The sequence below is a fragment of the Thioalkalivibrio sp. ALE23 genome (assembly GCF_000378545.1).
Taxonomy (GTDB): Bacteria; Pseudomonadota; Gammaproteobacteria; order Ectothiorhodospirales; family Ectothiorhodospiraceae; genus Thioalkalivibrio.
Map to the genome: position 1 here is coordinate 185,253 of NZ_KB900035.1, position 21,855 is coordinate 207,107.

Consider the following 21,855-nt stretch of genomic DNA (forward strand, 5'->3'; position numbering starts at 1 on the left):
CCCTGTGGCCAATGCGATTGTCCCGTCGCTCCGCGCTGGAGTTCACTCGGGGGCAGCCGCAGCCATTGGTTGCCGCGGGAGGGTGAAGCAGAACGTCGTGCCGTGCCCCTCGCCTTCGGACTCGGCCCGGATCTGCCCGCCGTGGCGCTCGACGATTCGCCGGGCGAGCGCCAGCCCGGCGCCGGTGCCCTCGTACTCGCCGCGACCGTGCAGGCGCTGGAAGACCTGGAAGATGCGTCCGATCTGTTCCGGATCGATGCCGATGCCGTTATCGGTGACGCGGATCTCCCAGTGATCGCCCCGGTCCGTGCAGCCCACGTGGATCTCCGGGGTGGTTTCGGGGGCGCGGTACTTGATGGCGTTGGACAGCAGGTTCTGGAACAGCCGCATCAGCTGGCCGGCGTCCCCCTGCACCGTGGGCAGCGCCTCGCGGGTGATGCGGGCCCCGCTGTCGGCAATGGCGGCCTGCAGATTGTCGCAGGCATCGTCCAGCGCCCGGTCCAGCGCCACCGGCGCGAAGGCCTCGCCCATGCGCTGAACCCGGGAGTACTCCAGCAGGTCCTGGATCATCTGCCGCATGCGCGCGGCCGCGTCGGTGGCGGTGTCGATGTAGCGCCGGGCCTTGTCGTCCAGTGCCTCGGCATGGCGCCGCTCCAGCAGCCCGAGGTAGCTGTTGTTGATGCGCAGCGGCTCCTGCAGGTCGTGCGAGACCGCGTAGGCGAACTGCTCCAGCTCGGCATTGGAGCGTTCCAGCTCCATCTCGATGCGCTTGCGCTCGGTGATGTCGCGGATGATCGTCGAGGTCTGGGCGATCGCACCATCCGCGTCGCGATGGATCAGCACCACCTGCGACGCCGGTCGTTCGCGGCCCTCGCCATCCAGCAGCGCGGTCTCGCCCTGCCACAGGCCGTGTTCCATCGCGGCCGGCAGGGCCTCCTCGCGGACGCGCTCCAGCGCCCAGGGCGGATGCACGCGCTCGATGGTGCCTTCCACGGTGTCCATCTCGCCCGGCAGCCCGGCGCGGTTCCAGCCGGTCTCGGGGTCCCAGTGGTCGGCGAGCTCGGGCTCCGGCAGGCCCATCAGCCGGCGGCCGGCGGCATTGAGGTAGAGCATCGCCCCGTCCGGGCCGTGCATCGAGACCACGTCCGGGGTGCTGTCGAGGATCGAGACCAGACGCCGCAGGCTGTCCTCCAGCTGGCGCTGTTCGGTGATGTCCTGCACCGTGCCCAGCATGCGGATCGGCTGGCCGGTGTCGTCGAACTCGGTGTGGCCGCGCTCGCGCACGGTACGGACCTCGCCGTCCGACCGGACCACGCGGTGCACGATGTCGTAGGGTTCGCCGGCGAACGAGGCCTCCAGCGCCGCCTGTACTGCCGCGCGGTCATGTGGATGGACCGTCTCCATGAAGGTCTCGTGGGTCACCGGGCCGTCTTCCGGCTGGCGGCCGAAGATGCGGTAGATCTCGTCCGACCAGCGGATCTCGTTCACGCGGAAATCCGAGACCCAGCTGCCCATGCGCGCGATCCGCTGCGCCTGGTTGAGCTCCGCCTCGCGCTGACGCAGCGCCTGCTCGGCCGCGACCCGGGTGGTGATGTCCACCAGCACCCCGTTCCAGACCGTGCTGCCGTCGTCCTGGCGTTCCGGGGTGGCCCGGCCGTCCAGCCATACCTCGCCCCGTTGCGGGTGTCGCACACGGAAGTGCTGCTGCCAGGGTTCGAGGGTCTCCCGCGAACGGGCCGCGCTGGCGCGGAGCGCCTCCAGGTCCTCCGCGGGAATGCGCGAGAACAGACGTGCGGCATCCCCGGTAGCCTCCGAGGGCAGGAGGCCGGTGAGCTGCTCCAGGCCTTCGCCAAAATACGGGAATCCGGGGGTGCCGTCGGCATCCTCGCGGTATTGATACAGGGCGCCCGGCAGGTGACGGGCGATGGTGCGCAGGCGGGTTTCGCTCTCCACGCGGTCGCTGACGTCCTGGAATGCGCCCACCAGTTCCTTGACCCGACCCTGCCCGTCGCGCAGCGCGACCAGCTGGTCCTCGATGTGCATCCAGTGGCCATCACCGTGGCGCTGGCGGTACTGGAGGCGACAGGTGCCACGCGCCCCCGCGGCCAGCCAGGCCCCCACGGCTTCAATGTTGGCGGCATGGTCATCGGGATGGATGTGGTGCTCCAGCCAGCGCGGGTTGCCGGTCACCTCCTCCGGCCGCCAGCCGATCACGGCCTCGGCGTTGTTACTGAGGTAGGTCATGGTGGCGAACCCGGCGGGGTCCATGGTGTAGATCACCGCCGGACTGGTCTGCAGCAGGGTCTCCATGCGCTGGCGCGCGGCCTTGCGCTCGCTGATGTCCTGGAAGGACACCACCGCCCCGGTCGGTTCACCTTCTGAACCGTGCAGGGGGGCGGCGTAGACCAGCACCGGGAAGGCATGCCCGTCGGGGCGCCAGAAGACGTCCTCCCAGGCCTCCAGCGGCTTGCCGGTCTGCAGCACGCGGTAGATCGGGCAGTCTTCCAGCGGGTAGGGGCTGCCGTCGGCGTGGCTGTGACGGGAGGTCTCGTGGGATGCCAGACCCAGGGCATCGGCCTCCCGTTCGTATCCCAGCAGGCGGCAGGCCGCCGGGTTGAGGAAGGTGTAACGGCCTTCACGGTCCAGGCCGAACACCCCTTCGGCGAGGCTTTCCAGCAGCTGGTTGCGGAAGGCCTCGGCGGCGCGGATCGCGGAGATGTCGTGGAGGATGGTGGAGTAGCGATGCACCGCCCCCGTGTCGTCGCGATGCGCCACGATGGTCTGGGACACCGGGAGCGATTTGCCGTCCGCCGTGCGCAGTTCCGTCTCGCCCCGCCACACACCATCGCGTGCCGCGGTCGGCAGGGCCTCTTCCTTTACTCGCCGGCGTACGGGCTCGGGATGGAAATCGTCGATGGCGCGTTCGCCCGGCGTCGCCCGTCCGGTCAGGCCCAGGGCGCGGTCGAATGCAGGATTCTGGTACAGGATGCGGCCATCGGGGTCGGCCATGCCGATGAAATCGGGCGCGGCTTCCAGGATCTGCAGCAGCTCCCGTTGTTCGCGTTCGGCCCGATGGTGTTCGGTGACATCGTGGATGATGGAGTGCAGATAGCGCTTGCCGCGCAGCCACACCGGGCCGGAATAGACCTCCACGTCGCGGATCTCACCGCTCGCGACGCGGTGGCGAAAGCGGAAGTACAGCCGCTCCTCCTCAGCGGCCCGTTCCATCTCGGCCTGCACCTCCTCCGCGGAGAGGGTGTTGATCGCCTGGATGGGGCGGTTTTTCAGCTCTTCGATCGACCAGCCGTAGAAGGTCTCCGCGGCGGGATTGGCGTCGACGATGCGGCCGTCGTCCGGGTCGATCAGCAGCTTGACCGCGACATTGTTGGTAAACGTCTGCTGGTAGAAATGTTCGAGTTCGTCGCGCTCGGCCTCGCTGGCCTTGCGTGCGTCGATGTCGGTGGCGGTCAGGGCCAGGCGCGCGGCGCCATCATCGGCGTCGGGCAGGCGGCTCAGCGCCAGTTCCACCCACAGCGGCGGGCCCTGCCGGGGGAGCAGGCGGCATTCGTCGCGCCACTCGCCGGTGTCGCCGTGAATGAGCGAATGGATCGCGGCTGCCACCCGGTCGGCCTCGGCGGAGGCCAACCACACCGTCAGCGTCTGCCCGACGAGGACGTCCGCTTCCCGGTCCAGCAGCCCGGACAGGCGCCGGTTGGCGGCGCGCAGACACCCGTCGGCGTCCACCACGGCCATGCCGACCGGGGCGTGTTCGAAGAAGGCGGAATGCGTGTTCTCGGGATCCATGGCGTGTTGCCCGCCGAAGATCGGGCGGCGGTCGGGAGACAGGGCCGCCAATTCTGCCACGCAGCGTCTGCCCGCACGAGGCGGGGGCAGCGTCAGTCGGCGTGGCGTTCGTGCGGTACGGCGCCGAAGCCGGCGGGGCGGCAGCCGAAACGGGCGGCGGCCCAGGCCGCACGTGCCGCCTGGGGTTCTTCGGCGGTCTTGCGAATGTGTTCGTCGACCGCGCGCAGGCGGGGGCGAAGGCCTTCGCCATTGGCGATCTGGATCGCCAGCCCCGGCCGGGCGTTGAGCTCCAGAATCAGCGGGCCGTGGCGGCGGTCGATGACCACGTCGACGCCCAGATAGCCGAGGCCGCTGAGTTCGTAGCAGCCCGCGGCGAGTTCCATGAGTTTGTCCCACCCCGGGATCGCCAGGTCCACCAGGCTGGCCTCGGTGTCCGGGTGGACCCATACGGGCTGGTTGTGCTGCACGCCGCCCAGGGTGTGTCCGCTTGCGAGGTCGATGCCGGTGCCCACCGCCCCCTGGTGGAGGTTGGCCTTGCCGTCCGATTCCTGCGTCGGCAGGCGCAGCATGGCCATTACCGGGTATCCGCGATAGACCACCGTGCGGATGTCCGGAACGCCGGTATGGGTCACCTCGGCGAAGACCTCGGAGAACTCCACGCGCTCCTCGATCAGTGCCACGTCCGGACGCCCGCCGAGGCTGTACATCCCGGACAGGATCCCGGACACATGGTCCTGCAGCTCGCTGATCTCGAGCATGCGCCCGCCGGCCCGGCGGAGCCGCTCACCGCGCCAGCCGGAGATCACCATGATGCCGTCGCCGGCCGCGCCATGGGCCGGTTTGATGACGAAACCGTTCGCGTATTCGCGCAGTTGCCGTTCCAGGCCGCGCAGCTGGTGGTGACTGTGAATGACACCGATGAGCTCCGGCACGGCCAGGCCGGCGGCGCTGGCCAGCTGCTTGGTCATCCGCTTGTCGTCCACGCGCGGATAGTGGCGCCGTGCGTTGTATTCGGCGATGTACAGGCCGTTGCGTGCATTCATGCCGAGGATGCCCTGCCGGCGCAGGGTCGACGGGCGCACGAAACGGGGCCACCAGCCGCCCATCAGTCGGGTTTCCTCAGGGCGTCCTGCATCTTCCCGAAGCGGAACAGCTCGGTCACGCGGTAGCCGGTGTAACGCCCGAGCAGCAGGGTCACGGCGAGGATGACCAGCAGGAGTTCGGGGAACACGAACAGCAGGTGCTCGAGCTGGCGACTGGCCATCAGGCCATAGGCCGCGGCCGCCACGATCAGGCTGCCGACCCCCTGGGAGATCGCGTCCGTCGGGCCGTGTTCCTCCCACACCACCGACATGCGCTCAATGGTCATGGCCAGGATCACCATCGGGAACAGCGACAGGGCCAGCGCGCGTTCCAGTCCCAGGTGGTGGGCCAGGATCGAGAGCGCCAGCATCAGCATGATCACCACGCTGACCACGGCGGCCAGGCGGGGTACCAGCAGGAGCCGCAGGTGTTCCAGGTAGAAACGCACCGCCAGTCCGAGCGAGACGATCAGGGTGAACAGGATGACTCCGGCCAGCAGCTGGGTCTCGCGAAAGGACAGGGCGATCAGCACCGGCATGAACGTGCCGAAGGTCTGGATGCCGATCACGTTGCGCAGCAGCACGATGATCACGGCCCCCAGCGGGACCATCAGCAGCACGCGATAGGTGTTCTGCGTGCCCAGCGGCAGTTCCAGCGGCGAGAAATCGAGGATTCGGGTGTCCAGGGTCTCCCCCAGACGCTGAGCGGTGCCCAGCGCGTCCTGCACGCTGCGGGTCACCGCGAAGCGCAGTTCTTCCCCGGTGCCGTTACGGACCTCGAGGATCGGCGCATCGCCATGGCTCCAGACCACCACGTCGTCGGGGTAGTCGATGTTGCCGTTCAGCGGATGCACCGGAACCCAGCGCTCGGTGTTGTGCACCTCCAGCCAGGTCTCCGGCTCGATATTGCGATGCCCGTCGCGCAGCGGGATGACCGTGACCGCGCGGGCGGGGATGCGGGCGACGGAGAGCAGGTCGATCAGGGTCTGCGTGCGCAGTTCGCGGTCGCCGTCATCCATCACGAACAGCGACGCGTTGCCGTTCGCTCCGGTGCCTCCCAGGTCCCGGACCAGCACCGTGGCAAAGCTCTGGATGCCGGAGGAGCGTTCGCGCACGCTCTGGATCAGGGCTTCGGCGGCCGAATCGAAGGGTTCGTCCCATTCGCGGGGCGCCACCGGTCCGGGGTACTCCGCATGGGGGCCGGCGCTGGCGTCGCGATAGAGCGTGGTGCGGTAATAGAGCGTCTGCTCTCCGCGCGGGTCGCGCGAGGTCCACTGCGCGACGCGGTCATCCGTGCCGTGCGAGGTGGTCAGGCCGTAGCCCCGGGATATGAAGTTCTCGTCCAGCCGGGCGAAGTTCGGGAGCCGTTCGGGGATGCGCAGCCGGACTTCGGCCGCCCCGCCGGTTGGCTGGAAGCGGATGCGCGATTCCACCACCCAGGTGTCGGCCGTCGCACCCGGCTGCAGGGGCATGTCGAGCAGGGTGGCCTTGTAGAGAAAGATGCCGAACCCCGCCCCCAGCAGGAGCAGGATCAGCAGGGGCAGATGGAACCGTTTCATTCGACGGCGTCAGTGCTGTCTTCGTCCGTCGGGCAGTCCGGTGGCAGCAGGTGTTCGTTGCCGGAGTCCACCAGGATGTGCCCGGCCATGTGGCTGCGGCCCACCAGCAGCTGGTAGGTGAGTTCCGTGCGGTCCACCAGGGTGGTGTCGGCTTCGATCTTCCGGTCGCCGAGGCACAGTTCGAGGCGCACGACGTGCCGTTCATCGAGTTCGCCGCTATGCTGACGGATGCGGGCACTGCGCTCGATCGGGCGTTCCAGCGTGAGGCGCGCGTCTTCGTCCTCCGGGTCGACGATTTCGAAGCGGATCCACTCCTCCTCGTCGCGCTCGAAGGTTTCCTGCTCCAGGGCGTTGAGGGAGGAGGAGGTGGCGCCGGTATCCAGGCGTGCCTCCAGGGTGATGTCTTCTTGCACGATGCTGGCATCCTCGACGGTGCCGAGGATCGTCAGCGAAGAACCCGATTCCGCCACGGCGGGGAGCCAGGTCAGGCCCGGCAGGAGGGCCACAAAAAGCGCGGCCGATTTGAGTACACTGAAGGGCAGGTGCATACCGTCCGTAAGGATGCAGGGAAGAGCTCTCGAGGATACGGCATGTTTGCCTGAGCCGCTCGAACCCGATTCACACAATCAAGGAGCCGGCCATGAGCTGGGTGATCGACCTCGCCGACCTGACCATGAACGATGTTGCCGAGACCGGTGGCAAGAATGCCTCGCTGGGCGAGCTGCTGGGGCAGCTGGGGGCTGCCGGAGTCCGGGTGCCGGGCGGTTTCGCCACCACCGCGTCGGCGTTTCGCACGTTCCTGGCGCGCGACGGGCTGGATGCCCGCATCAAGGACCGCCTCGCCGGGCTGGACATCAACGACATCGAGGCCCTGCGCGACGCCGGCCGCGAGGTGCGCGGCTGGATCGAGGCCGCCCCGCTGCCCGCGGAGCTGGAAGACGCGATCCGCGAGCATTACGCGAAGCTGGGCGAGGACGTGCCGGTGGCGGTACGCTCGTCGGCCACCGCCGAGGACCTGCCCGAGGCCTCGTTCGCCGGCCAGCAGGAGACCTTCCTCAACGTGCGCGGCATCGATGCGCTGCTGCAGCGGGTGCGCGAGTGCTTCGCCAGCCTGTACAACGACCGTGCCATCGCCTACCGCGTGCACAACGGCTTTGCCCACGACGAGGTGGCGCTGTCTGCCGGCGTGCAGCGCATGGTGCGCTCGGACATCGGCGCCTCCGGGGTCATCTTTACCCTGGATACCGAAACCGGCTTCCGTGACGCGGTGTTCATCACCGGCGCCTGGGGCCTGGGCGAGACCGTGGTGCAGGGTTCGGTGAACCCCGACGAATATCAGGTGTACAAGCCGGCGCTGGCGGCCGGCAAGCGCGCGGTGATCGGCCGCACGCTGGGCACCAAGGCGATCCGCATGGTGCTGACCGAGGACGGCACGCAGACCGAGGATACCCCGGAAGAGCTGCGCCGGCGTTTCTGCCTGTCGGATGCCGACGCCGAGCAGCTGGGCCGTTTCGCGGTGGCGATCGAGCAGCACTATGGCCGGCCGATGGACATCGAATGGGCGCAGGACGGCGAGACCGGCGAGCTGTTCATCGTGCAGGCGCGCCCGGAGACGGTGGAGAGCCGGGTGGAGGTCGGCGGTGGCGAGACCTACCGGCTGGGCGAGCATGACGTCGAGCCGCTGGTGACCGGGCGCGCGATCGGTTCGCGGATCGGCAGCGGCGTGGTGCGGGTGCTGGAGTCGCCCGACGAGATGCACCGCATGGAAGAGGGCGACATCCTGGTGGCGGACATGACCGACCCCGACTGGGAGCCGATCATGAAACGCGCCGCGGCCATCGTGACCAACCGCGGCGGGCGCACCTGCCACGCGGCGATCATCGCGCGCGAGATGGGCGTGCCGGCAGTGGTCGGCTGCGGCGATGCCACCGAGAAGCTGCGCGACGGCTTCGAGGCCACCGTGTCCTGCGCCGAGGGCGACGACGGCTACGTGTACCCGGGGCACATCCCCTTCGAGGTGGAGCAGGCCAGCCCGGAGGAGCTGCCGGAGCTGCCGCTCAAGCTGATGCTCAACGTCGCCAACCCCGGGCGCGCCTACGCCTTCTCGCAGCTGCCGCATGCGGGCATCGGCCTGGCGCGGCTGGAGTTCATCATCAACGGCACCATCGGCGTGCATCCGCTGGCGCTGCTGGACTATGCCGAGGATCCGCAGCGCCTCGAGCCGGCGGTGCGCGAACGGATCGCCGAGCGTCTGCACGGCTTCGATGACGGCCCGCGCGAGTTCTTCGTGCGCAAGCTGTCGGAAGGCCTGGCGACCCTGGCGGCGGCCTTCGCGCCGGAGCCGGTGATCGTGCGGCTGTCGGACTTCAAGTCGAACGAATACGCGCATCTGATCGGCGGGACCGGCTACGAGCCGGAGGAAGAGAACCCGATGCTGGGGTTCCGCGGCGCCTCGCGCTACCGCGCCTCGGTGTTCCGCCCGGCGTTCGCGATGGAATGCGAGGCGCTGCGCCGGGTACGCGACGAGATGGGCCTGGACAACGTGCAGATCATGGTGCCCTTCGTGCGCACCCTGAAAGAGGCCGACGACGTCCTGCAGGTGCTGGAGGAGGAAGGCCTGAAGCGCGGCGAGAACGGCCTGAAGGTCGTGATGATGTGCGAGATCCCGTCCAACGCCCTGCTGGCCGATGCCTTCCTCGAGCGCTTCGACGGGTTTTCCATCGGCTCCAACGACCTGACCCAGCTGACGCTGGGCGTGGACCGGGATTCCGGGCTGGTGGCGGACTCCTTCGACGAGCGCGACGACGCCGTGAAGCAGTTGCTGGCGCTGGCCATCCAGGCGGCGCGGCGCAAGGACAAGTACGTGGGGATCTGCGGCCAGGCGCCGTCGGACTACCCCGAGCTGGCCGGCTGGCTGATGGAACAGGGTATCGACTCGCTGTCGCTCAACCCGGATGCGCTGATCTCCACCTGGAAGAGCCTGGCGCAGCTGCGTCAGGCGGGCGGCGGGGGCTGAACGATGGGCGCCGGCGATCCGGCTGCTTCGGGCGAACCGCGCTGCCCGCAGGTCTATCTGGTCTCCGACGGGACCGGCATTACCGCGGAGACCCTGGCGCGGTCGCTGTTCACCCAGTTTCCGGCGCTTACGCCGGACTGGCATCGCCTGCCCTTCGTGCAGTCACCCGGGCGTCTGTCGTCGGCGTTCGCGCGCATCGAGCAGGGGCCGCAACCGGCGCTGGTGGTGGCGACGCTGGCCGATGGGCAGCTGCGGGCGCAGCTGGAGCACTGCCCGGTGCCGGTGATCGACGTGCTCGGGGAACACCTGGGACGCCTGGAGGCGATCCTGGGGGCGCAGGCCGAGGCGGTTCCGGGGCGGGCCCACGGGCGCGGCGACGCCGAGCGTTACGACCGCCGCATCGATGCCCTCAACTATACCCTGGCGCACGACGACGGCCTGGCCAGTACCGATCTGGCGGTGGCCGACGTGGTGCTGCTGGGGGCCTCGCGTTCGGGCAAGACCCCCACCAGCCTGTATCTGGCGATGCACTACGGCCTGTTCGCGGCCAATTATCCGCTGGTGCCGGAAGACCTGGATCATGGCGGGACGCCGCACATGCCGCAGCCCCTGCGCGGGCTGGAGGGACGCATGGTCGGCCTGACCATTCACCCGCAGCGGCTGGCTCAGATCCGCGAGGCGCGGCGCCCGGGCAGCCGCTACGCCAGCCTGGAGCAGTGCCGGTCCGAGACCCGGGCGATCGCGACCTTTCTGGAGGTCTGGGAAATCCCGCAGCTGGACGTGACCGAACGCTCGATCGAGGAGATCGCCACCCGGGTGCGCGACCTGCTGGACCCGCCGGCGCGCTGAGGGGGTTATGCGGCGTCGGGCAGGCCCAGGCGGGCGAGCCAGTCGGCGGGGTCGCCGTTGCAGACCAGGAATTCCGGGTTCAGCAGGCTGTCGCGGGTATTGTAGCGCAGGTCGTTGCCGTCCAGGTCGGTGACGCGGCCTCCGGCCGCGCGCACCACCGCGTGGGCGGCGGCGGTATCCCATTCCGAGGTCGGTCCCAGACGCGGGTAGATGTCGGCGCTGCCCTCGGCCACCAGGCACAGCTTCATGGAACTGCCGAGGCTGACCAGTTCGTGCGGGCCGAGCCGTTCCAGCACCGCGTTCAGGCGTTCGGCGCCGTGCGAGCGGCTGCCGGCCACCCGGACCGTTTCTTCCGGAGAGCGTGGCGTGGACACGTGGATGGACGTGCGCGGCCCGTCGGCGTCACGGCGAAAGGCCTCGCCGTCGATCTGCCCGGCGTACAGGCGCTGCAGCACCGGGCACCAGACCACGCCCAGCACCGGTTCGTGGTTGTGGATCAGCGCGATGTTCACGGTGAACTCGCCGCTGCGCTTCACGAACTCGCGGGTGCCGTCCAGCGGGTCGATCAGCCAGTAGGTGTCCCAGTCCTGACGGGTGGCGAACGGGATGTCCTGGCCTTCCTCCGACAGCACCGGCCACTGCGGGGCGATCTCGCGCAGGCCGTCGCTGATCACCCGATGCGCGGCCAGGTCGGCCTCGGTCAGCGGCGAGCGGTCGTCCTTCTCGGTGACGGCAAAGCGGGTCTCGTAGATCTCGAGGATCGCGCGGCCGGCGTCCTCGGCCACGGTGCCGACCTCGTTGAGCAGGGCGGACAGGGCCGCGCCTTCGGGTACGGCGGCGGATGCATTGTCGGTCAAGATTGTTTCCTTAAGTGTTCGCGGATCATGTACAGGGCGGCGATGGAGCGGGCCTCGGTGCAGTCTTCGCGCTGCACCAGTTCCTCCAGGGCATCCAGGGGCCAGGGCACCACCTCGATGGCCTCGGGTTCGTCACCCTCGGCGCGCTGCTCGTAGAGGTCCTCGGCCAGGACCAGATGGGTCTGATGGCTCATGTAGCCGGGGGCCACGGTCAGGCTGCCCATCGCCGTCAGGCGACGGCCGGCATAACCGACCTCCTCCATGATCTCGCGGTTGGCCGCGGCGATGATCTCCTCCCCGCGCTCCATGCGCCCCTTGGGCAGGCCGAGTTCGTAGCGGTGGGTGCCGGCGGCGTATTCGCGGATCAGGAGGACATGGCCATCGTCGCGTACCGGGGCGATGATCACGGCCCCGTTGCCGCGGCTGACCAGGCGTTCGAAACAGGCGTGGGCCCCGTTGCTGAATTCCAGGTCCAGCTCCTCCACTTCGAACAGGCGGCTTCGGGCCACCGTGCGGCGTTCGTGGACGGCGGGCTTGTCGCGGCTCATTGCGGGTCCATCGGTCGGGGCGTCCGGGAGCAGACAGGCTGCTCCCGGACGCGGGTCACTCGTCGCGGCTCAGCCGGATCCGGGTCTCCAGCTCGCCCTCGAAGGTGGTGTCCAGGATCAAGCCGTGCTCGAAACCCCGGACGTCCACGCCGGGCTGCCGTTCGGGGATCGTGTCTTCCAGCGACAGGTCCAGATCCCCCCAGGACAGCGTGAGCGTCACGCGCATGGGGAAGTAGCCGTCCAGGAAGCGGCGCATGAACGGCCCGTTCTCCAGCACGTATTCGCCGTTGCCCCGGTTCTCGACCACGCGCATCTCGGCTTCGACGCACAGCTCCGAGGCCTCGGTGACGCCAATGACGACGACCCGGTCGTCCTCGGCCCAGGCATCTTCGACCTCGTCGGCGCTGGCCACCCGCAGGCCCCGGATGTTCGGCTCATTGTACACGATGGACATGCGGCTGATCTCGGCCAGGCCGCTATGGCACTGGCGCAGCCGCACCCATCCGTCGTTCAGGCTGTCTTCGTCGAGGGTCAGGTGGTTGTCGTGGTGATGCAGCGGTGTGTCGCGCTCTTCCGGCGGCGCGGCGTAGATCCGCAGTTCCGGGCTGGTGGTCTGGGCGTCCTCGGGATCCACCTGACCGGGGCCCGGGGGGCCGTCCTCCCACAGGCTGTCGTCCTCCAGCGGGTCGTAGTCCGGGTCATCCGGATCCATGGCCATGGCGGGTGCCGTCGCCAGGGCACCGCCCAGGGCCAGGATCAGCCCCGTCGCAATCGCGCCGGGTCCGCGTGCCGTTCGTGTTTCGGTTATTCTGTGCATCGTCAATCCCGTCGTTGCTTCCCCACATCCCATGGACTCGCAGACCCGCGCGAAAAATCCCGAGACGCCCGCCACGCCGGTGGACTGGTCGCGGGTGGATACCGTGCTGTTCGATATGGACGGCACGCTGCTGGACCTGCACTTCGACAACCGGTTCTGGGGGGAGCTGATCCCGCAGGAATACATGCGCTGCCAGCCCGATGATCCGGAATGCGCGCGCCGGCGGCTGGAAGACGAGATGCAGCGGGTGCGCGGGCGCCTGGAGTGGTACTGCGTCGACCACTGGACGCATTTCACCGGTCTCGATGTGCTCGCGCTCAAGCGCGAACTGGCCCATCACGTGGCGATCAAGCCGCACGCCGTCGAGGTCCTGGACCGGATCGCCGCCAGCGGGCGGGAACGGGTGCTGGTGACCAACGCGCATCCCGAGGTGTATGCCTTCAAGCACCGCCTGACCGGGATCGGGGACCATCTCGACCGCATTGTCTCCGCCCATGACCTGTTCTGTGCCAAGGAGGACGCGACCTTCTGGGAACGCCTGCAGGCGGTGGCACCCCACGACCCTGCGCGCACCCTGCTGGTGGATGACAACCTGCATGCGCTCGCCAGCGCGCACCGGGCGGGCATCGCCCAGCTGCGCGGCATGCGCTACCCGGACGAGAGCGGCACCCCGATGACAAGCGATGACCGGGTGCTGCTGGAGGACCTGTCGGATCTGCTGGACGGGCTCACTTGACCGGCGTGGGCATGTTGCGGATCCGGTCCAGACGGATGTGCACGGTCTCGCCCTCGCAGGTGCCTTCCAGCCAGTGATGCCCGTGGTCGTCCGCGGTGACCTCGCGCGGGGTGACCCGGCCCATCCAGGCGCGGCCGGCATCGGGCCCGTCATCGGGGCCGGCCCAGTGCAGCTGCAGGGTTTCGCCGGTCAGGATGGCGATTTCCAGGCGTTCGAGGATGTGGCGCGGGGTTTCTTCGGTCATGGTGTCCGTGGTCCGGGTGGCTGGCGGTAGTCGGTCGGGTCGGGGACGCCGGCGGCGGCGAAGGCGGCCTGGCGGGCGTGGCACTGGGGGCAGCGGCCGCAATGGCGTTCCTGACCCAGGAGGCAGCTCCAGGTCAGGCGCCATGGCACTCCGTCCTGTCCGCCCCGGCGGATGATATCGGCCTTGCCGAGCTCCCGCAGCGGGGCGGCCACCGACAGGCCGGGAACCAGCCGGGCGGCCAGCGAGCCGAAGTCCTGCAGGAAGGCCGCGCGGCTGCCCGGGCCGTGCCCGGCGTCCTCGCGGTTGAGCGCGAGCAGGATGCGTCCGGTCCCGTGGTGCTGGGCCAGGTTGACCGCCAGGGCCAGGATCAGCAGATTGCGCTGCGGCAGCGGGACATGCCCGACCCAGTCGGAACGCCGGGTGAACGCCTCGCGCAGGGCCCCGGTTTCCACGGTCTCCAGGCGCACGCCCTCGGCTTCGGCCAGGGCGCGCACGGCAGCCCGCTCACGCGCGGCATTGCGCTGGCCATAGTCGGCCCAGGCGGCGATGACGGGGCGGTTGTCGGCGCACCACCGGCGCAGCAGGGCGGCGCTTTCGATGCCGCCGGAGAGCAGGAGCAGGTCGGGTTCCGGGTTCATGGCTACAAATTATGGGCCGCGCGGGAACGCCGCCAGAGACCGGGACGGGGGCGGGGTGGTCGCCGCGGAACCCGGGGGCATGGTCATGGCCTCAACGATGGGCCTTCACCGGGAGCAGACAGACGATGATTGAGCAGTTGCGGGCGCGCTGGCAGCAGCTGATGCGCGCCGAACGCAGTGACAGCGAGACCGGCGACGAACAGGAGCGCCTGCAGCGCGCTGCGGCCGCGCTGATGATGGAGGTATGCCGGGCCGACTTCCAGCTGGTGGATGCGGAGCTGGAGAGCGTGCGCGCCAACCTGATCGAGATGTTCGGACTGGACGACGAGGCGGCCGATGCCCTGCTGGACATCGCGCGGGAAAAGAGCGATGCGCTGGTCTCCCTGCACCCGGTGGTGCGCGAGGTGAACGCCGCCTTCAATGCCGATCAGAAGGCGGCGATCATGAAGGCCCTGTGGCGCTCGGCGCTGGCCAACGACGAGCTGCACAAGCGCCAGGAGGCGGTGATCCGGCACCTGGCCGATCTGCTCTACGTGCCGCACGCCACGTTCATCCGCACCAAGCTGGCGGTGCTGGAGGAGCGCGGCGAGGCACCGGAAGAACAGGGCGGCCGGGAATGACGGTCGCACGACATTATGGCTGATCCGGGTACGCTGCTGGCGGCCGCCGCGGTGGGCATCCTCGGCGGGGTGCACTGCCTCGGGATGTGCGGCGGGATCGTGGGGGCCATTTCCATGGGGCATGCCGGGCGCCGTGGCCCGGTGTGGCCGCTGCTGCTGGGCTACAACATCGGCCGCATGACCAGTTATGTCATCGCCGGGGCGCTGGCGGGCTGGCTGGGTGCCACGCTGCTCGGGGGGCTGCCCGCGGGGCAGACCATCCTGCAGGTGGTGGCCGCGATCTTCCTGATACTGCTGGGACTCTACATTGCCGGGTGGTGGCCGGTGCTGGCGCGCCTGGAGCAGGTGGGCGGGGTGCTGTGGCGGCGGATCGAGCCGCTGGGCCGGCGCTTTCTGCCGGTGCGCAATCCGGGGCAGGCGCTGGTGGTTGGCGGGCTGTGGGGCTGGCTGCCCTGCGGTCTGGTCTATAGCGTACTGGCCTGGTCGCTGAGCGCCGGCGGCGCGCTGGAGGGCGCGGCGCTGATGGCGGCCTTCGCGCTGGGGACGCTGCCCAACCTGTTGCTGATGGGGGTGTTCGCGGCGAAGCTGGCGGGTTTCGTGCGCAAGCCCCGGGTGCGCCAGTTCGCGGGCGCGGCGATCGTCCTCTATGGCGCGGGGATGCTGGTGGCGCTGCTGCTGTAGCTGTAGCGGCGGGCGCGGGTCGAAGCCGGGGCGGAGACCGCCCCGGCGGCAGGCGGGATGGCCGGGGTCGAGGCCGCGTCAGTCGACGTAGAACTTCTGCTCGAACTCGATCGGCAGGACCACGTCCGACCCCGCCGGCGTGATCTCCAGATTGAAGGTCATTTCTTCGCCCGCGCGCACCGTCATTTCCGAGAGGTGGTAGATCGCGTCGCCGTCCTCGATCTCGCGAAAGCGCAGGCTGCGCGACTGCTGGTTCATGTTGACCGCGTTGCCGCTGACATCGGCGGAAACGGCCTGCAGACCGTCATCGGTGCGTTCCATGACGGTGACGTTGATCATTGCACGGTTGCTGCTGCGACGGACGTCATAGGCACGCGCAACTTCGGGCGACAGGAAGGTGGTGTTGATGACGTTGTAATAGACCACGTGATCGTCGAACCCGGTCTCGTTCGCGTTCGCCACCGAACTGCCGAGGGCGAGGGCGGCCACGATCGAGACGACGCCACCGAGAACACGCTGCACTCTTGTCATATCGGACTCCTCATTCGCTTGAACCATGCCCCGGGATCCATACCGGAGCCGGGCGGCGGGTTCCGCCCCTGATTCCAGTCTAGTCCGTCTGACGTGATTTGCGCAGCCGGATCTCAGAAGATGCCGCGTACGATGATGGTCAGGATATACAGCCCGACCAGTGCGATCATCGGCGAGAAGTCGATGGCCCCGGTGGACGGGAGCATGCGCCGCAGCGGGCCCAGGATCGGGCGGTTCACGTCGGCCGCCAGCCGCGCGATGGGGTTGTAGCCGCCCCCGCCGCCGGCCTGTACCCAGCTCATCACGACTTCGACGATCAGGGCGATGATGAACACCCAGATCGTGGTGATCAGGAGTTCGCGGACAGCCACCAGCAGCAGGACCACCGGGTCGGCTTGCATGCCCAGTACGGCGACGCGCAGCCACAGTTCCAGGAATTTGAGGACGACCATCAACACGATGGCTGCCGTGTCGACGCGCCCGATGGAGGGGATGATCGGCCGCAGCAGGTTCAGCGGCGGCGTGGTCAGCATCAGGATGGTCTGCGAGATCGGGTTGCGGTAGTCGGCCCGCACCAGCCCGAAGATGACCCGCAGCATCAGCAGGATGATGGCGATGCCGAAGGCAACGCCGATGAGGAAGTTGAGGATCTCCTGGCCGGTGGTCATGGCTCCGGGGTTCATGCTGGCTCCTGGCGGTCTGCGCGGCGCGAATGAAGACGCGTATTTTCCTCCAGGGTTGTCGGGAAGCCAAGGGACATGGCCGGGGCGATCCCGTCAGCCCCGGCCGAGTTCCTCGCTGCGCGCCGCCGCCGCCTGCATGGCACGCTTCATGAGGCCGCGCAGATCGCCTTGCTCGAGCGCGTTGACGGCCTGTTCGGTGGTGCCCCCGGGCGAGGTGACGCGCCGGCGCAGCTCCGCGGCATCCTCGGGGCTGTTGGCCGCCAGCCGGGTGGCCCCGGCCAGGGTGCCCAGGGTCAGTTCGCGCGCCGTCTCCGCCGGCAGCCCCAGTTCTTCGGCGGCGGCCTGCATGGCCTCGATGATCAGGAAGACATAGGCCGGACCGCTGCCGGAAGTCGCGGTCACGGCGTGCATCAGTTCTTCGTCTTCCACCCACAGGGCGCGGCCGACGGCCTCCATCAGGGCCGTTGCAGCCCGGCGGTCTTCCTCGCCCACGCCGGGCCCGGCGAACAGGCCGGTGACACCGGCGCCCACCAGCGCGGGCGTGTTGGGCATGGCCCGTACGATGCGCGCCTGCGGTCCCAGCCATTCGCCCAGCCGGGCGGTGGTGACCCCGGCGGCCACGGAGACCACCAGCGGGTCGCCGCTGGCTACTGCGTCGCGCAGCGTCGGCGCGACCTCGGGCAGGGTCTGCGGCTTGACCGCCAGCACCAGGATGGCGCTGTCGCCGGCGAGTTCTTCCGCCGCGCCGGCCCCCAGCCCGGGAAAACGCTGCTGCAGGGCGTCGATGCGCTCGGGACGGCTGTCGGCGATGGCCAGGCTGGACGGTTCACGGCCGCTGTCGACCAGCCCCTGGATCAGGGCCTCGCCCATATTGCCGGCACCGATGAAGGCGACTGCGCGGGAATGCGTGGACATGCGGGCTCCGGGCTCGGGTGGTGGATTCAGGCTGGTGGTGTCGGGCGCGGGCCGAACAGGTCGGTACCGATGCGGACCAGAGTGGCCCCCTCGAGGATGGCGGCCTCCAGGTCGCCCGACATCCCCATGGACAGGGTATCGAGTTCGTGGCCGCGACGGCAGAGGTCGTCGCGCAATTCGCGCAGGCGGGCGAACGGGATGCGCTGGCGTTCCGGGTCGGTTTCGGCCGCCGGCAGGGTCATCAGGCCGCGCAGATGCAGGTGCGGCAGGGCGGCGATCGCGTCCGCCAGCGCCGCGAGTGCGTCCGGCTCCACGCCCGCCTTCTGCGGTTCGCCGGAGACATTGACCTGGATGCAGACCTGCAGTGGACCGAGGTGTTCGGGACGCTGCTCGCTCAGGCGTCGCGCGATCTTCTCGCGTTCCAGGGTGTGGACCCAGGCGGCGCGTTCGGCCACCGCGCGGGTCTTGTTGCTCTGCAGCGGGCCGATGAAGTGCCATTCGATCCCGGCCGGTTCCGGGGGAGCCTCCAGGGCGTCGTGCTTCTCGATGAACTCCTGCACGTAGTTCTCCCCGAAAGCCGTCTGGCCGAGGCGGTGCAGGGCCCGGATTTCCGCGACATCGCGGGTCTTGGAGACCGCCAGCAGGTGGACGGAATCCCGCGGACGGCCGGCATGGTGGCAGGCCTGCGTGATGCGGGCGTGAACTCGTTCGAGGGCGGCTTCTGGCGTGGTCATTGGCCTATGATATAGTCCTGAAGACATGATCAGAAGTGGTGTCTTTATCGGCGCCATCCACGGTCGCCACGGACGGAGCGCGCGGCGGCCCGGAACAACGGGGGATTGAATGGATATCACGCAGCTGCTGGCGTTTTCGGTCAAGAACGGGGCCTCGGACCTGCACATCTCCGCGGGCATGCCGCCGATGGTGCGCATCGATGGCGACATGCGCCGGGTGAATGTCCCGGTGATGGAGCACAAGGAAGTGCAGGGCCTGATCTACGACATCATGAACGACCGTCAGCGCAAGGACTACGAAGAGTTCCTGGAGACGGACTTCTCGTTCGAGGTTTCGGGACTGGCGCGCTTCCGTGTCAATGCCTTCAACCAGGACCGCGGCGCGGCGGCGGTGTTCCGTACCATCCCCTCCAAGGTCCTGACCCTGGAGGACCTGGCCACCCCCAAGATCTTCGAGGACATCTCCAACTACCCGCGCGGACTGGTGCTGGTCACCGGGCCGACCGGCTCGGGGAAATCGACCACGCTGGCGGCGATGGTCAACCACCGCAACGAGAACGACTACGGGCACATCCTCACCATCGAGGATCCGATCGAATTCGTGCACGAGTCGAAAAAGTCGCTGATGAACCAGCGCGAGGTGCATCGCGATACCCACGGCTTCTCCGAGGCCCTGCGCTCGGCGCTGCGTGAAGACCCGGACACCATCCTGGTCGGCGAGCTGCGTGACCTCGAGACCATCCGTCTGGCACTGACCGCGGCCGAGACCGGGCACCTGGTGTTCGGCACGCTGCACACCAGTTCCGCGCCCAAGACCATCGACCGCATCATCGACGTCTTCCCGGCGGCGGAAAAGGACATGGTGCGCGCGATGCTGTCGGAATCCATGCGTGCGGTGATCTCGCAGACCCTGATGAAGAAGATCGGCGGCGGACGCATCGCGGCCCACGAGATCATGCTGGGAACCCCGGCGATCCGGAACCTGATCCGCGAGAACAAGATCGCGCAGATGTATTCCACCATCCAGACCAGCGCTGGCACCGGCATGCAGACCCTCGACCAGTGCCTGAAGGATCTGCTGGCCCAGGGCCAGGTGAGTCGCGAGGACGCCCGCCGCAAGGCCGTGAACCCCGACGCGCTGTAAACTCGAGCCATCGCCGTGGTCGCCCGGCGGGGCGGCCACGCCAATCGGAGGATGCCCATGGATCGTGACAAGGCGATCAAGTACATGCACGACCTGATGAAGGCCCTGGTGGACCGGGGCGGGTCGGACCTGTTCATCACCGTGGGCATGCCGCCGGCGGCCAAGATCGACGGTCGCGTGGTACCGCTGACGGAGCAGAAACTGACCCCGTCGCATACCCAGGCACTGGCGCGCGCGATGATGAACGACAAGCAGTCGGCCGAATTCGAGCGTAATCAGGAATGCAACTTCGCGGTCGGTCTGGCGAGCATCTCGCGCTTCCGCGTGAACGTCTTCACCCAGCGTGGCAGCGCGGGGATGGTCATGCGCGTGATCAATTCGGAGATCCCGCGCTTCGAGGACATCCGCATGCCGCCGCAGCTGGAAGAGATCACCATGGAGAAGCGCGGCCTGGTGATCTTTGTCGGGGGTACAGGCTCGGGCAAGTCGACCTCGCTGGCGGCGATGATCGGTCATCGCAACCGGTCATCGTCGGATCACATCGTGACCATCGAGGATCCGATCGAATTCGTGCATCAGCACGGCAAGAGCATCGTGACCCAGCGTGAGGTCGGGGTGGATACCCAGGACTACCAGATCGCGCTGAAGAATACGCTGCGTCAGGCGCCGGACGTGATCCTGATCGGCGAGATTCGCGACCGCGAGACCATGGACTACGCGGTGGCCTTCGCCGAGACCGGTCATCTGTGCCTGTCCACGCTGCACGCGAACAGCACCAACCAGGCGCTGGATCGCATCATCAACTTCTTTCCCGAGGACCGGCGCGAACAGCTGCTGATGGATCTTTCGCTGAACCTCAAGGCGGTGGTTTCGCAGCGTCTGGTGCGCCGCGAGGACGACCAGGGGCGTGTGCCGGCGGTGGAGATCCTGATTAACACCCCCCTGATGGCGGATCTGATGCTCAAGGGTGCGGTGCACGACATGAAGGAGCTGATCTCGCGCTCGCGCGAGCAGGGCATGCAGACCTTCGACCAGGCGCTGTTCGACCTCTACGAGAGCGGCGAGATCAGTTACGACGAGGCCCTGCGCAACGCCGACTCGGTGAACGACCTGCGCCTGCGCATCAAGCTCGACAGCGAGCGCGCGCGGCGCGACGGTGCCCCGGCAGTGGCCGATACCGGCGGAGGGATTTCGGTGGAAGACGATCCGGAGGATTTCCGTGTCCGCTGAAGCACAGAACACCGGTTCGGACGGGGCGGCCGCCGGGGAGCCCGCGAAGCGCCAGCTGCAGATCGAGCCCTATCTCAAGCTGATGGCGCAGAAATCGGCCTCGGACCTGTTCTTCCTCACCGGGGCGCCGGCGTCGATCAAGGTGGATGGCGTGCTGCAGCCCATCGCGCGACGGGCCCTGGCGCCGGGGCAGACCGAGGGCATTGCCCGCGAGATGATGAACGACCATCAGGCGCGCATCTTCGACGAGGAGACCGCGGTCAATTTCGGCCTCACCCGCCAGGGGCTGGGCCGCTTCCGCGTGAACGTCTATCGCCAGCGCGGCGAGGTGGCGATGGTCATCCGCTACATCCGCAGCGCCATCCCCACCATCGAGCAGCTGGGCCTGCCGCCGGTGCTGAAGGATTTCATGAACTACCGTGACGGCCTGATCCTGGTCGTGGGTTCCACCGGGACCGGGAAGTCCACGACCCTGGCGGCGATGATCGACCACCGCCTGACCATCGATACCGGGCATATACTTACCGTCGAGGACCCGATCGAGTTCCTGTTCCGGCACAAGCGGGCGATCGTCGGCCAGCGCGAGGTGGGGATCGACACGCCCAGTTACGAGCACGCCCTGCAGGAGGGCATGCGCGAGGCGCCGGACGTGATCATGGTGGGCGAGGTGCGTAACCGCGAGACCATGCGCGCCGCACTCAACTACGCCGACACCGGGCATCTGGTGCTGTCGACCCTGCATGCCACCAACGCCTCGCAGGCGCTGGACCGCATCATCAACCTGTTCCCCGAGGATCACCGTTCGCAGATCTTGTCGGACCTGTCCCTGAACCTGCGGGCGATCATCGGCCAGCGCCTGCTGCAGAAGAAGGATGGCTCGCGGGTGGCGGCGCTGGAGGTCCTTGTGAACACGCCCTACATCTCCGAGCTGATCCACAAGGAAGAGATCGGGGAGATCAAGGAGGTCATGGCGAAGTCAGCCTCGGTCGGCATGCAGACCTTCGACCAGGCGATCGTGAAGCTCTTCAAGTCGGGTGACGTGATGCTCAACGAGGCGCTGAGCAAGGCCGATTCGCGCGCCAACCTCGAGTGGAAGCTCAACTTCGGCGGCGGCGTGGGGGCCGCCGAGGAAGGCGGCGAGGAAGAGCTCAAGCCGCCGGAATAGCC

At 68.4% G+C, this 21,855-nt stretch carries 21 protein-coding genes; 8 read left to right on the forward strand and 13 right to left on the reverse strand.

Annotated features, from left to right (window positions below):
* Positions 1-42: 42 nt before the first annotated feature.
* The 4 genes from F573_RS0111205 to F573_RS0111220 all read right to left on the reverse strand — a co-directional run bounded on the left by F573_RS0111205 (position 43) and on the right by F573_RS0111220 (position 6,993).
* Entirely contained in the window at positions 43-3,804 is a 3,762-nt protein-coding gene (locus tag F573_RS0111205; protein WP_019022658.1) for a PAS domain S-box protein, read from the reverse strand.
* Between the two features lie 92 nt (positions 3,805-3,896).
* On the reverse strand, positions 3,897-4,910 hold the full coding sequence (locus F573_RS0111210) for an alpha-L-glutamate ligase-like protein (protein WP_018869656.1): 1,014 nt from the start codon (positions 4,908-4,910) through the stop codon (positions 3,897-3,899).
* Positions 4,910-6,445, reverse strand: a complete 1,536-nt coding sequence (locus F573_RS0111215; RefSeq protein WP_019022659.1) for an inactive transglutaminase family protein — start codon at positions 6,443-6,445, stop codon at positions 4,910-4,912. The genes F573_RS0111210 and F573_RS0111215 overlap by 1 nt, the downstream gene beginning before the upstream one ends.
* On the reverse strand, positions 6,442-6,993 hold the full coding sequence (locus tag F573_RS0111220; RefSeq protein WP_019022660.1) for an ATP-dependent zinc protease: 552 nt from the start codon (positions 6,991-6,993) through the stop codon (positions 6,442-6,444). Before F573_RS0111220 ends, F573_RS0111215 begins: the two co-directional genes overlap by 4 nt.
* Positions 6,994-7,085: 92 nt before the next feature.
* Here F573_RS0111220 and ppsA point away from each other — a divergent pair, with 92 nt between their 5' ends.
* A complete protein-coding gene (gene ppsA / locus F573_RS0111225; protein ID WP_019022661.1) occupies positions 7,086-9,461 on the forward strand; it encodes a phosphoenolpyruvate synthase in 2,376 nt (791 codons plus the stop codon).
* Positions 9,462-9,464: 3 nt separating this feature from the next.
* On the forward strand, positions 9,465-10,310 hold the full coding sequence (locus F573_RS0111230) for a pyruvate, water dikinase regulatory protein (protein WP_019022662.1): 846 nt from the start codon (positions 9,465-9,467) through the stop codon (positions 10,308-10,310).
* A gap of 5 nt (positions 10,311-10,315) precedes the next feature.
* Here the strand turns inward: F573_RS0111230 and cysQ are convergent, their stop codons facing one another.
* From cysQ to F573_RS0111245, 3 genes are read right to left on the reverse strand one after another with little or no spacing between them, the layout of a single operon-like run.
* Positions 10,316-11,167, reverse strand: a complete 852-nt coding sequence (gene cysQ / locus F573_RS0111235) for a 3'(2'),5'-bisphosphate nucleotidase CysQ (protein WP_019022663.1) — start codon at positions 11,165-11,167, stop codon at positions 10,316-10,318.
* Positions 11,164-11,715 carry an ADP compounds hydrolase NudE gene (nudE, locus tag F573_RS0111240; RefSeq protein WP_018869662.1) on the reverse strand — a complete coding sequence of 184 codons (552 nt, stop codon included), beginning with the start codon at positions 11,713-11,715 and terminating at the stop codon, positions 11,164-11,166. Before nudE ends, cysQ begins: the two co-directional genes overlap by 4 nt.
* A 55-nt stretch (positions 11,716-11,770) precedes the next feature.
* Positions 11,771-12,532: a hypothetical protein gene (locus F573_RS0111245; protein ID WP_019022664.1), complete on the reverse strand. Its 762-nt coding sequence runs from the start codon at positions 12,530-12,532 to the stop codon at positions 11,771-11,773.
* Positions 12,533-12,563: 31 nt separating this feature from the next.
* Between F573_RS0111245 and F573_RS0111250 the strand changes: the two genes are divergently transcribed.
* The gene (locus F573_RS0111250; RefSeq protein WP_038033326.1) at positions 12,564-13,268 is read left to right on the forward strand and encodes an HAD family hydrolase; all 705 of its coding nucleotides are present in this window, start codon (positions 12,564-12,566) and stop codon (positions 13,266-13,268) included.
* Here F573_RS0111250 and F573_RS0111255 read toward each other — a convergent pair.
* Positions 13,261-13,512: a hypothetical protein gene (locus F573_RS0111255; protein ID WP_018937096.1), complete on the reverse strand. Its 252-nt coding sequence runs from the start codon at positions 13,510-13,512 to the stop codon at positions 13,261-13,263. The two genes, F573_RS0111250 and F573_RS0111255, sit on opposite strands and share 8 nt — an antisense overlap.
* Complete coding sequence (locus F573_RS0111260; protein WP_019022666.1) at positions 13,509-14,150, reverse strand: 7-cyano-7-deazaguanine synthase; 642 nt, start codon at positions 14,148-14,150, stop codon at positions 13,509-13,511. Before F573_RS0111260 ends, F573_RS0111255 begins: the two co-directional genes overlap by 4 nt.
* 125 nt (positions 14,151-14,275) lie before the next feature.
* On the opposite strand from F573_RS0111260, the gene F573_RS0111270 reads away from it, so the two are divergent.
* Together F573_RS0111270 and F573_RS0111275 are read left to right on the forward strand one after the other, a co-directional pair.
* Positions 14,276-14,770: a TerB family tellurite resistance protein gene (locus tag F573_RS0111270; protein ID WP_019022668.1), complete on the forward strand. Its 495-nt coding sequence runs from the start codon at positions 14,276-14,278 to the stop codon at positions 14,768-14,770.
* A gap of 15 nt (positions 14,771-14,785) precedes the next feature.
* On the forward strand, positions 14,786-15,451 hold the full coding sequence (locus tag F573_RS0111275) for a sulfite exporter TauE/SafE family protein (RefSeq protein WP_019022669.1): 666 nt from the start codon (positions 14,786-14,788) through the stop codon (positions 15,449-15,451).
* Between the two features lie 78 nt (positions 15,452-15,529).
* Here F573_RS0111275 and F573_RS0111280 read toward each other — a convergent pair whose 3' ends face one another.
* The 4 genes from F573_RS0111280 to F573_RS0111295 all read right to left on the reverse strand — a co-directional run bounded on the left by F573_RS0111280 (position 15,530) and on the right by F573_RS0111295 (position 18,314).
* Complete coding sequence (locus F573_RS0111280) at positions 15,530-15,982, reverse strand: DUF4426 domain-containing protein (protein ID WP_026300892.1); 453 nt, start codon at positions 15,980-15,982, stop codon at positions 15,530-15,532.
* Between the two features lie 113 nt (positions 15,983-16,095).
* Positions 16,096-16,665 (reverse strand): YggT family protein, encoded by a 570-nt coding sequence (locus F573_RS0111285; protein WP_019022671.1) that lies wholly within the window; start codon positions 16,663-16,665, stop codon positions 16,096-16,098.
* 93 nt (positions 16,666-16,758) lie between these two features.
* Positions 16,759-17,580: a pyrroline-5-carboxylate reductase gene (proC, locus tag F573_RS0111290; RefSeq protein ID WP_018869671.1), complete on the reverse strand. Its 822-nt coding sequence runs from the start codon at positions 17,578-17,580 to the stop codon at positions 16,759-16,761.
* A 26-nt stretch (positions 17,581-17,606) separates the two neighbouring features.
* Positions 17,607-18,314: a YggS family pyridoxal phosphate-dependent enzyme gene (locus F573_RS0111295; protein WP_018869672.1), complete on the reverse strand. Its 708-nt coding sequence runs from the start codon at positions 18,312-18,314 to the stop codon at positions 17,607-17,609.
* A 109-nt stretch (positions 18,315-18,423) separates the two neighbouring features.
* On the opposite strand from F573_RS0111295, the gene F573_RS0111300 reads away from it, so the two are divergent.
* The 3 genes from F573_RS0111300 to F573_RS0111310 are packed head-to-tail and all read left to right on the forward strand — an operon-like array spanning position 18,424 to position 21,853.
* Positions 18,424-19,458, forward strand: a complete 1,035-nt coding sequence (locus F573_RS0111300) for a type IV pilus twitching motility protein PilT (RefSeq protein ID WP_019022672.1) — start codon at positions 18,424-18,426, stop codon at positions 19,456-19,458.
* Between the two features lie 57 nt (positions 19,459-19,515).
* The gene (locus F573_RS0111305) at positions 19,516-20,688 is read left to right on the forward strand and encodes a PilT/PilU family type 4a pilus ATPase (protein WP_019022673.1); all 1,173 of its coding nucleotides are present in this window, start codon (positions 19,516-19,518) and stop codon (positions 20,686-20,688) included.
* 55 nt (positions 20,689-20,743) lie between these two features.
* Positions 20,744-21,853 (forward strand): PilT/PilU family type 4a pilus ATPase, encoded by a 1,110-nt coding sequence (locus F573_RS0111310; RefSeq protein ID WP_026300893.1) that lies wholly within the window; start codon positions 20,744-20,746, stop codon positions 21,851-21,853.
* Positions 21,854-21,855: the final 2 nt, after the last annotated feature.

What these genes read in the sequence shown, in the direction of transcription:
- F573_RS0111250 (WP_038033326.1), top strand. Translation starts at nt 12,564, where the DNA reads ATGGACTCGCAGACCCGCGCGAAAAATCCCGAGACGCCCGCCACGCCG.
- F573_RS0111210 (WP_018869656.1), bottom strand. Translation starts at nt 4,910, where the DNA reads ATGGGCGGCTGGTGGCCCCGTTTCGTGCGCCCGTCGACCCTGCGCCGG.
- F573_RS0111230 (WP_019022662.1), top strand. Translation starts at nt 9,465, where the DNA reads ATGGGCGCCGGCGATCCGGCTGCTTCGGGCGAACCGCGCTGCCCGCAG.
- ppsA (WP_019022661.1), top strand. Translation starts at nt 7,086, where the DNA reads ATGAGCTGGGTGATCGACCTCGCCGACCTGACCATGAACGATGTTGCC.
- F573_RS0111245 (WP_019022664.1), bottom strand. Translation starts at nt 12,532, where the DNA reads ATGCACAGAATAACCGAAACACGAACGGCACGCGGACCCGGCGCGATT.
- F573_RS0111260 (WP_019022666.1), bottom strand. Translation starts at nt 14,150, where the DNA reads ATGAACCCGGAACCCGACCTGCTCCTGCTCTCCGGCGGCATCGAAAGC.
- F573_RS0111270 (WP_019022668.1), top strand. Translation starts at nt 14,276, where the DNA reads ATGATTGAGCAGTTGCGGGCGCGCTGGCAGCAGCTGATGCGCGCCGAA.
- nudE (WP_018869662.1), bottom strand. Translation starts at nt 11,715, where the DNA reads ATGAGCCGCGACAAGCCCGCCGTCCACGAACGCCGCACGGTGGCCCGA.
- F573_RS0111295 (WP_018869672.1), bottom strand. Translation starts at nt 18,314, where the DNA reads ATGACCACGCCAGAAGCCGCCCTCGAACGAGTTCACGCCCGCATCACG.
- F573_RS0111285 (WP_019022671.1), bottom strand. Translation starts at nt 16,665, where the DNA reads ATGAACCCCGGAGCCATGACCACCGGCCAGGAGATCCTCAACTTCCTC.
- F573_RS0111205 (WP_019022658.1), bottom strand. Translation starts at nt 3,804, where the DNA reads ATGGATCCCGAGAACACGCATTCCGCCTTCTTCGAACACGCCCCGGTC.
- F573_RS0111275 (WP_019022669.1), top strand. Translation starts at nt 14,786, where the DNA reads ATGGCTGATCCGGGTACGCTGCTGGCGGCCGCCGCGGTGGGCATCCTC.
- F573_RS0111215 (WP_019022659.1), bottom strand. Translation starts at nt 6,445, where the DNA reads ATGAAACGGTTCCATCTGCCCCTGCTGATCCTGCTCCTGCTGGGGGCG.
- proC (WP_018869671.1), bottom strand. Translation starts at nt 17,580, where the DNA reads ATGTCCACGCATTCCCGCGCAGTCGCCTTCATCGGTGCCGGCAATATG.
- F573_RS0111255 (WP_018937096.1), bottom strand. Translation starts at nt 13,512, where the DNA reads ATGACCGAAGAAACCCCGCGCCACATCCTCGAACGCCTGGAAATCGCC.
- F573_RS0111300 (WP_019022672.1), top strand. Translation starts at nt 18,424, where the DNA reads ATGGATATCACGCAGCTGCTGGCGTTTTCGGTCAAGAACGGGGCCTCG.
- F573_RS0111220 (WP_019022660.1), bottom strand. Translation starts at nt 6,993, where the DNA reads ATGCACCTGCCCTTCAGTGTACTCAAATCGGCCGCGCTTTTTGTGGCC.
- F573_RS0111280 (WP_026300892.1), bottom strand. Translation starts at nt 15,982, where the DNA reads ATGACAAGAGTGCAGCGTGTTCTCGGTGGCGTCGTCTCGATCGTGGCC.
- F573_RS0111305 (WP_019022673.1), top strand. Translation starts at nt 19,516, where the DNA reads ATGGATCGTGACAAGGCGATCAAGTACATGCACGACCTGATGAAGGCC.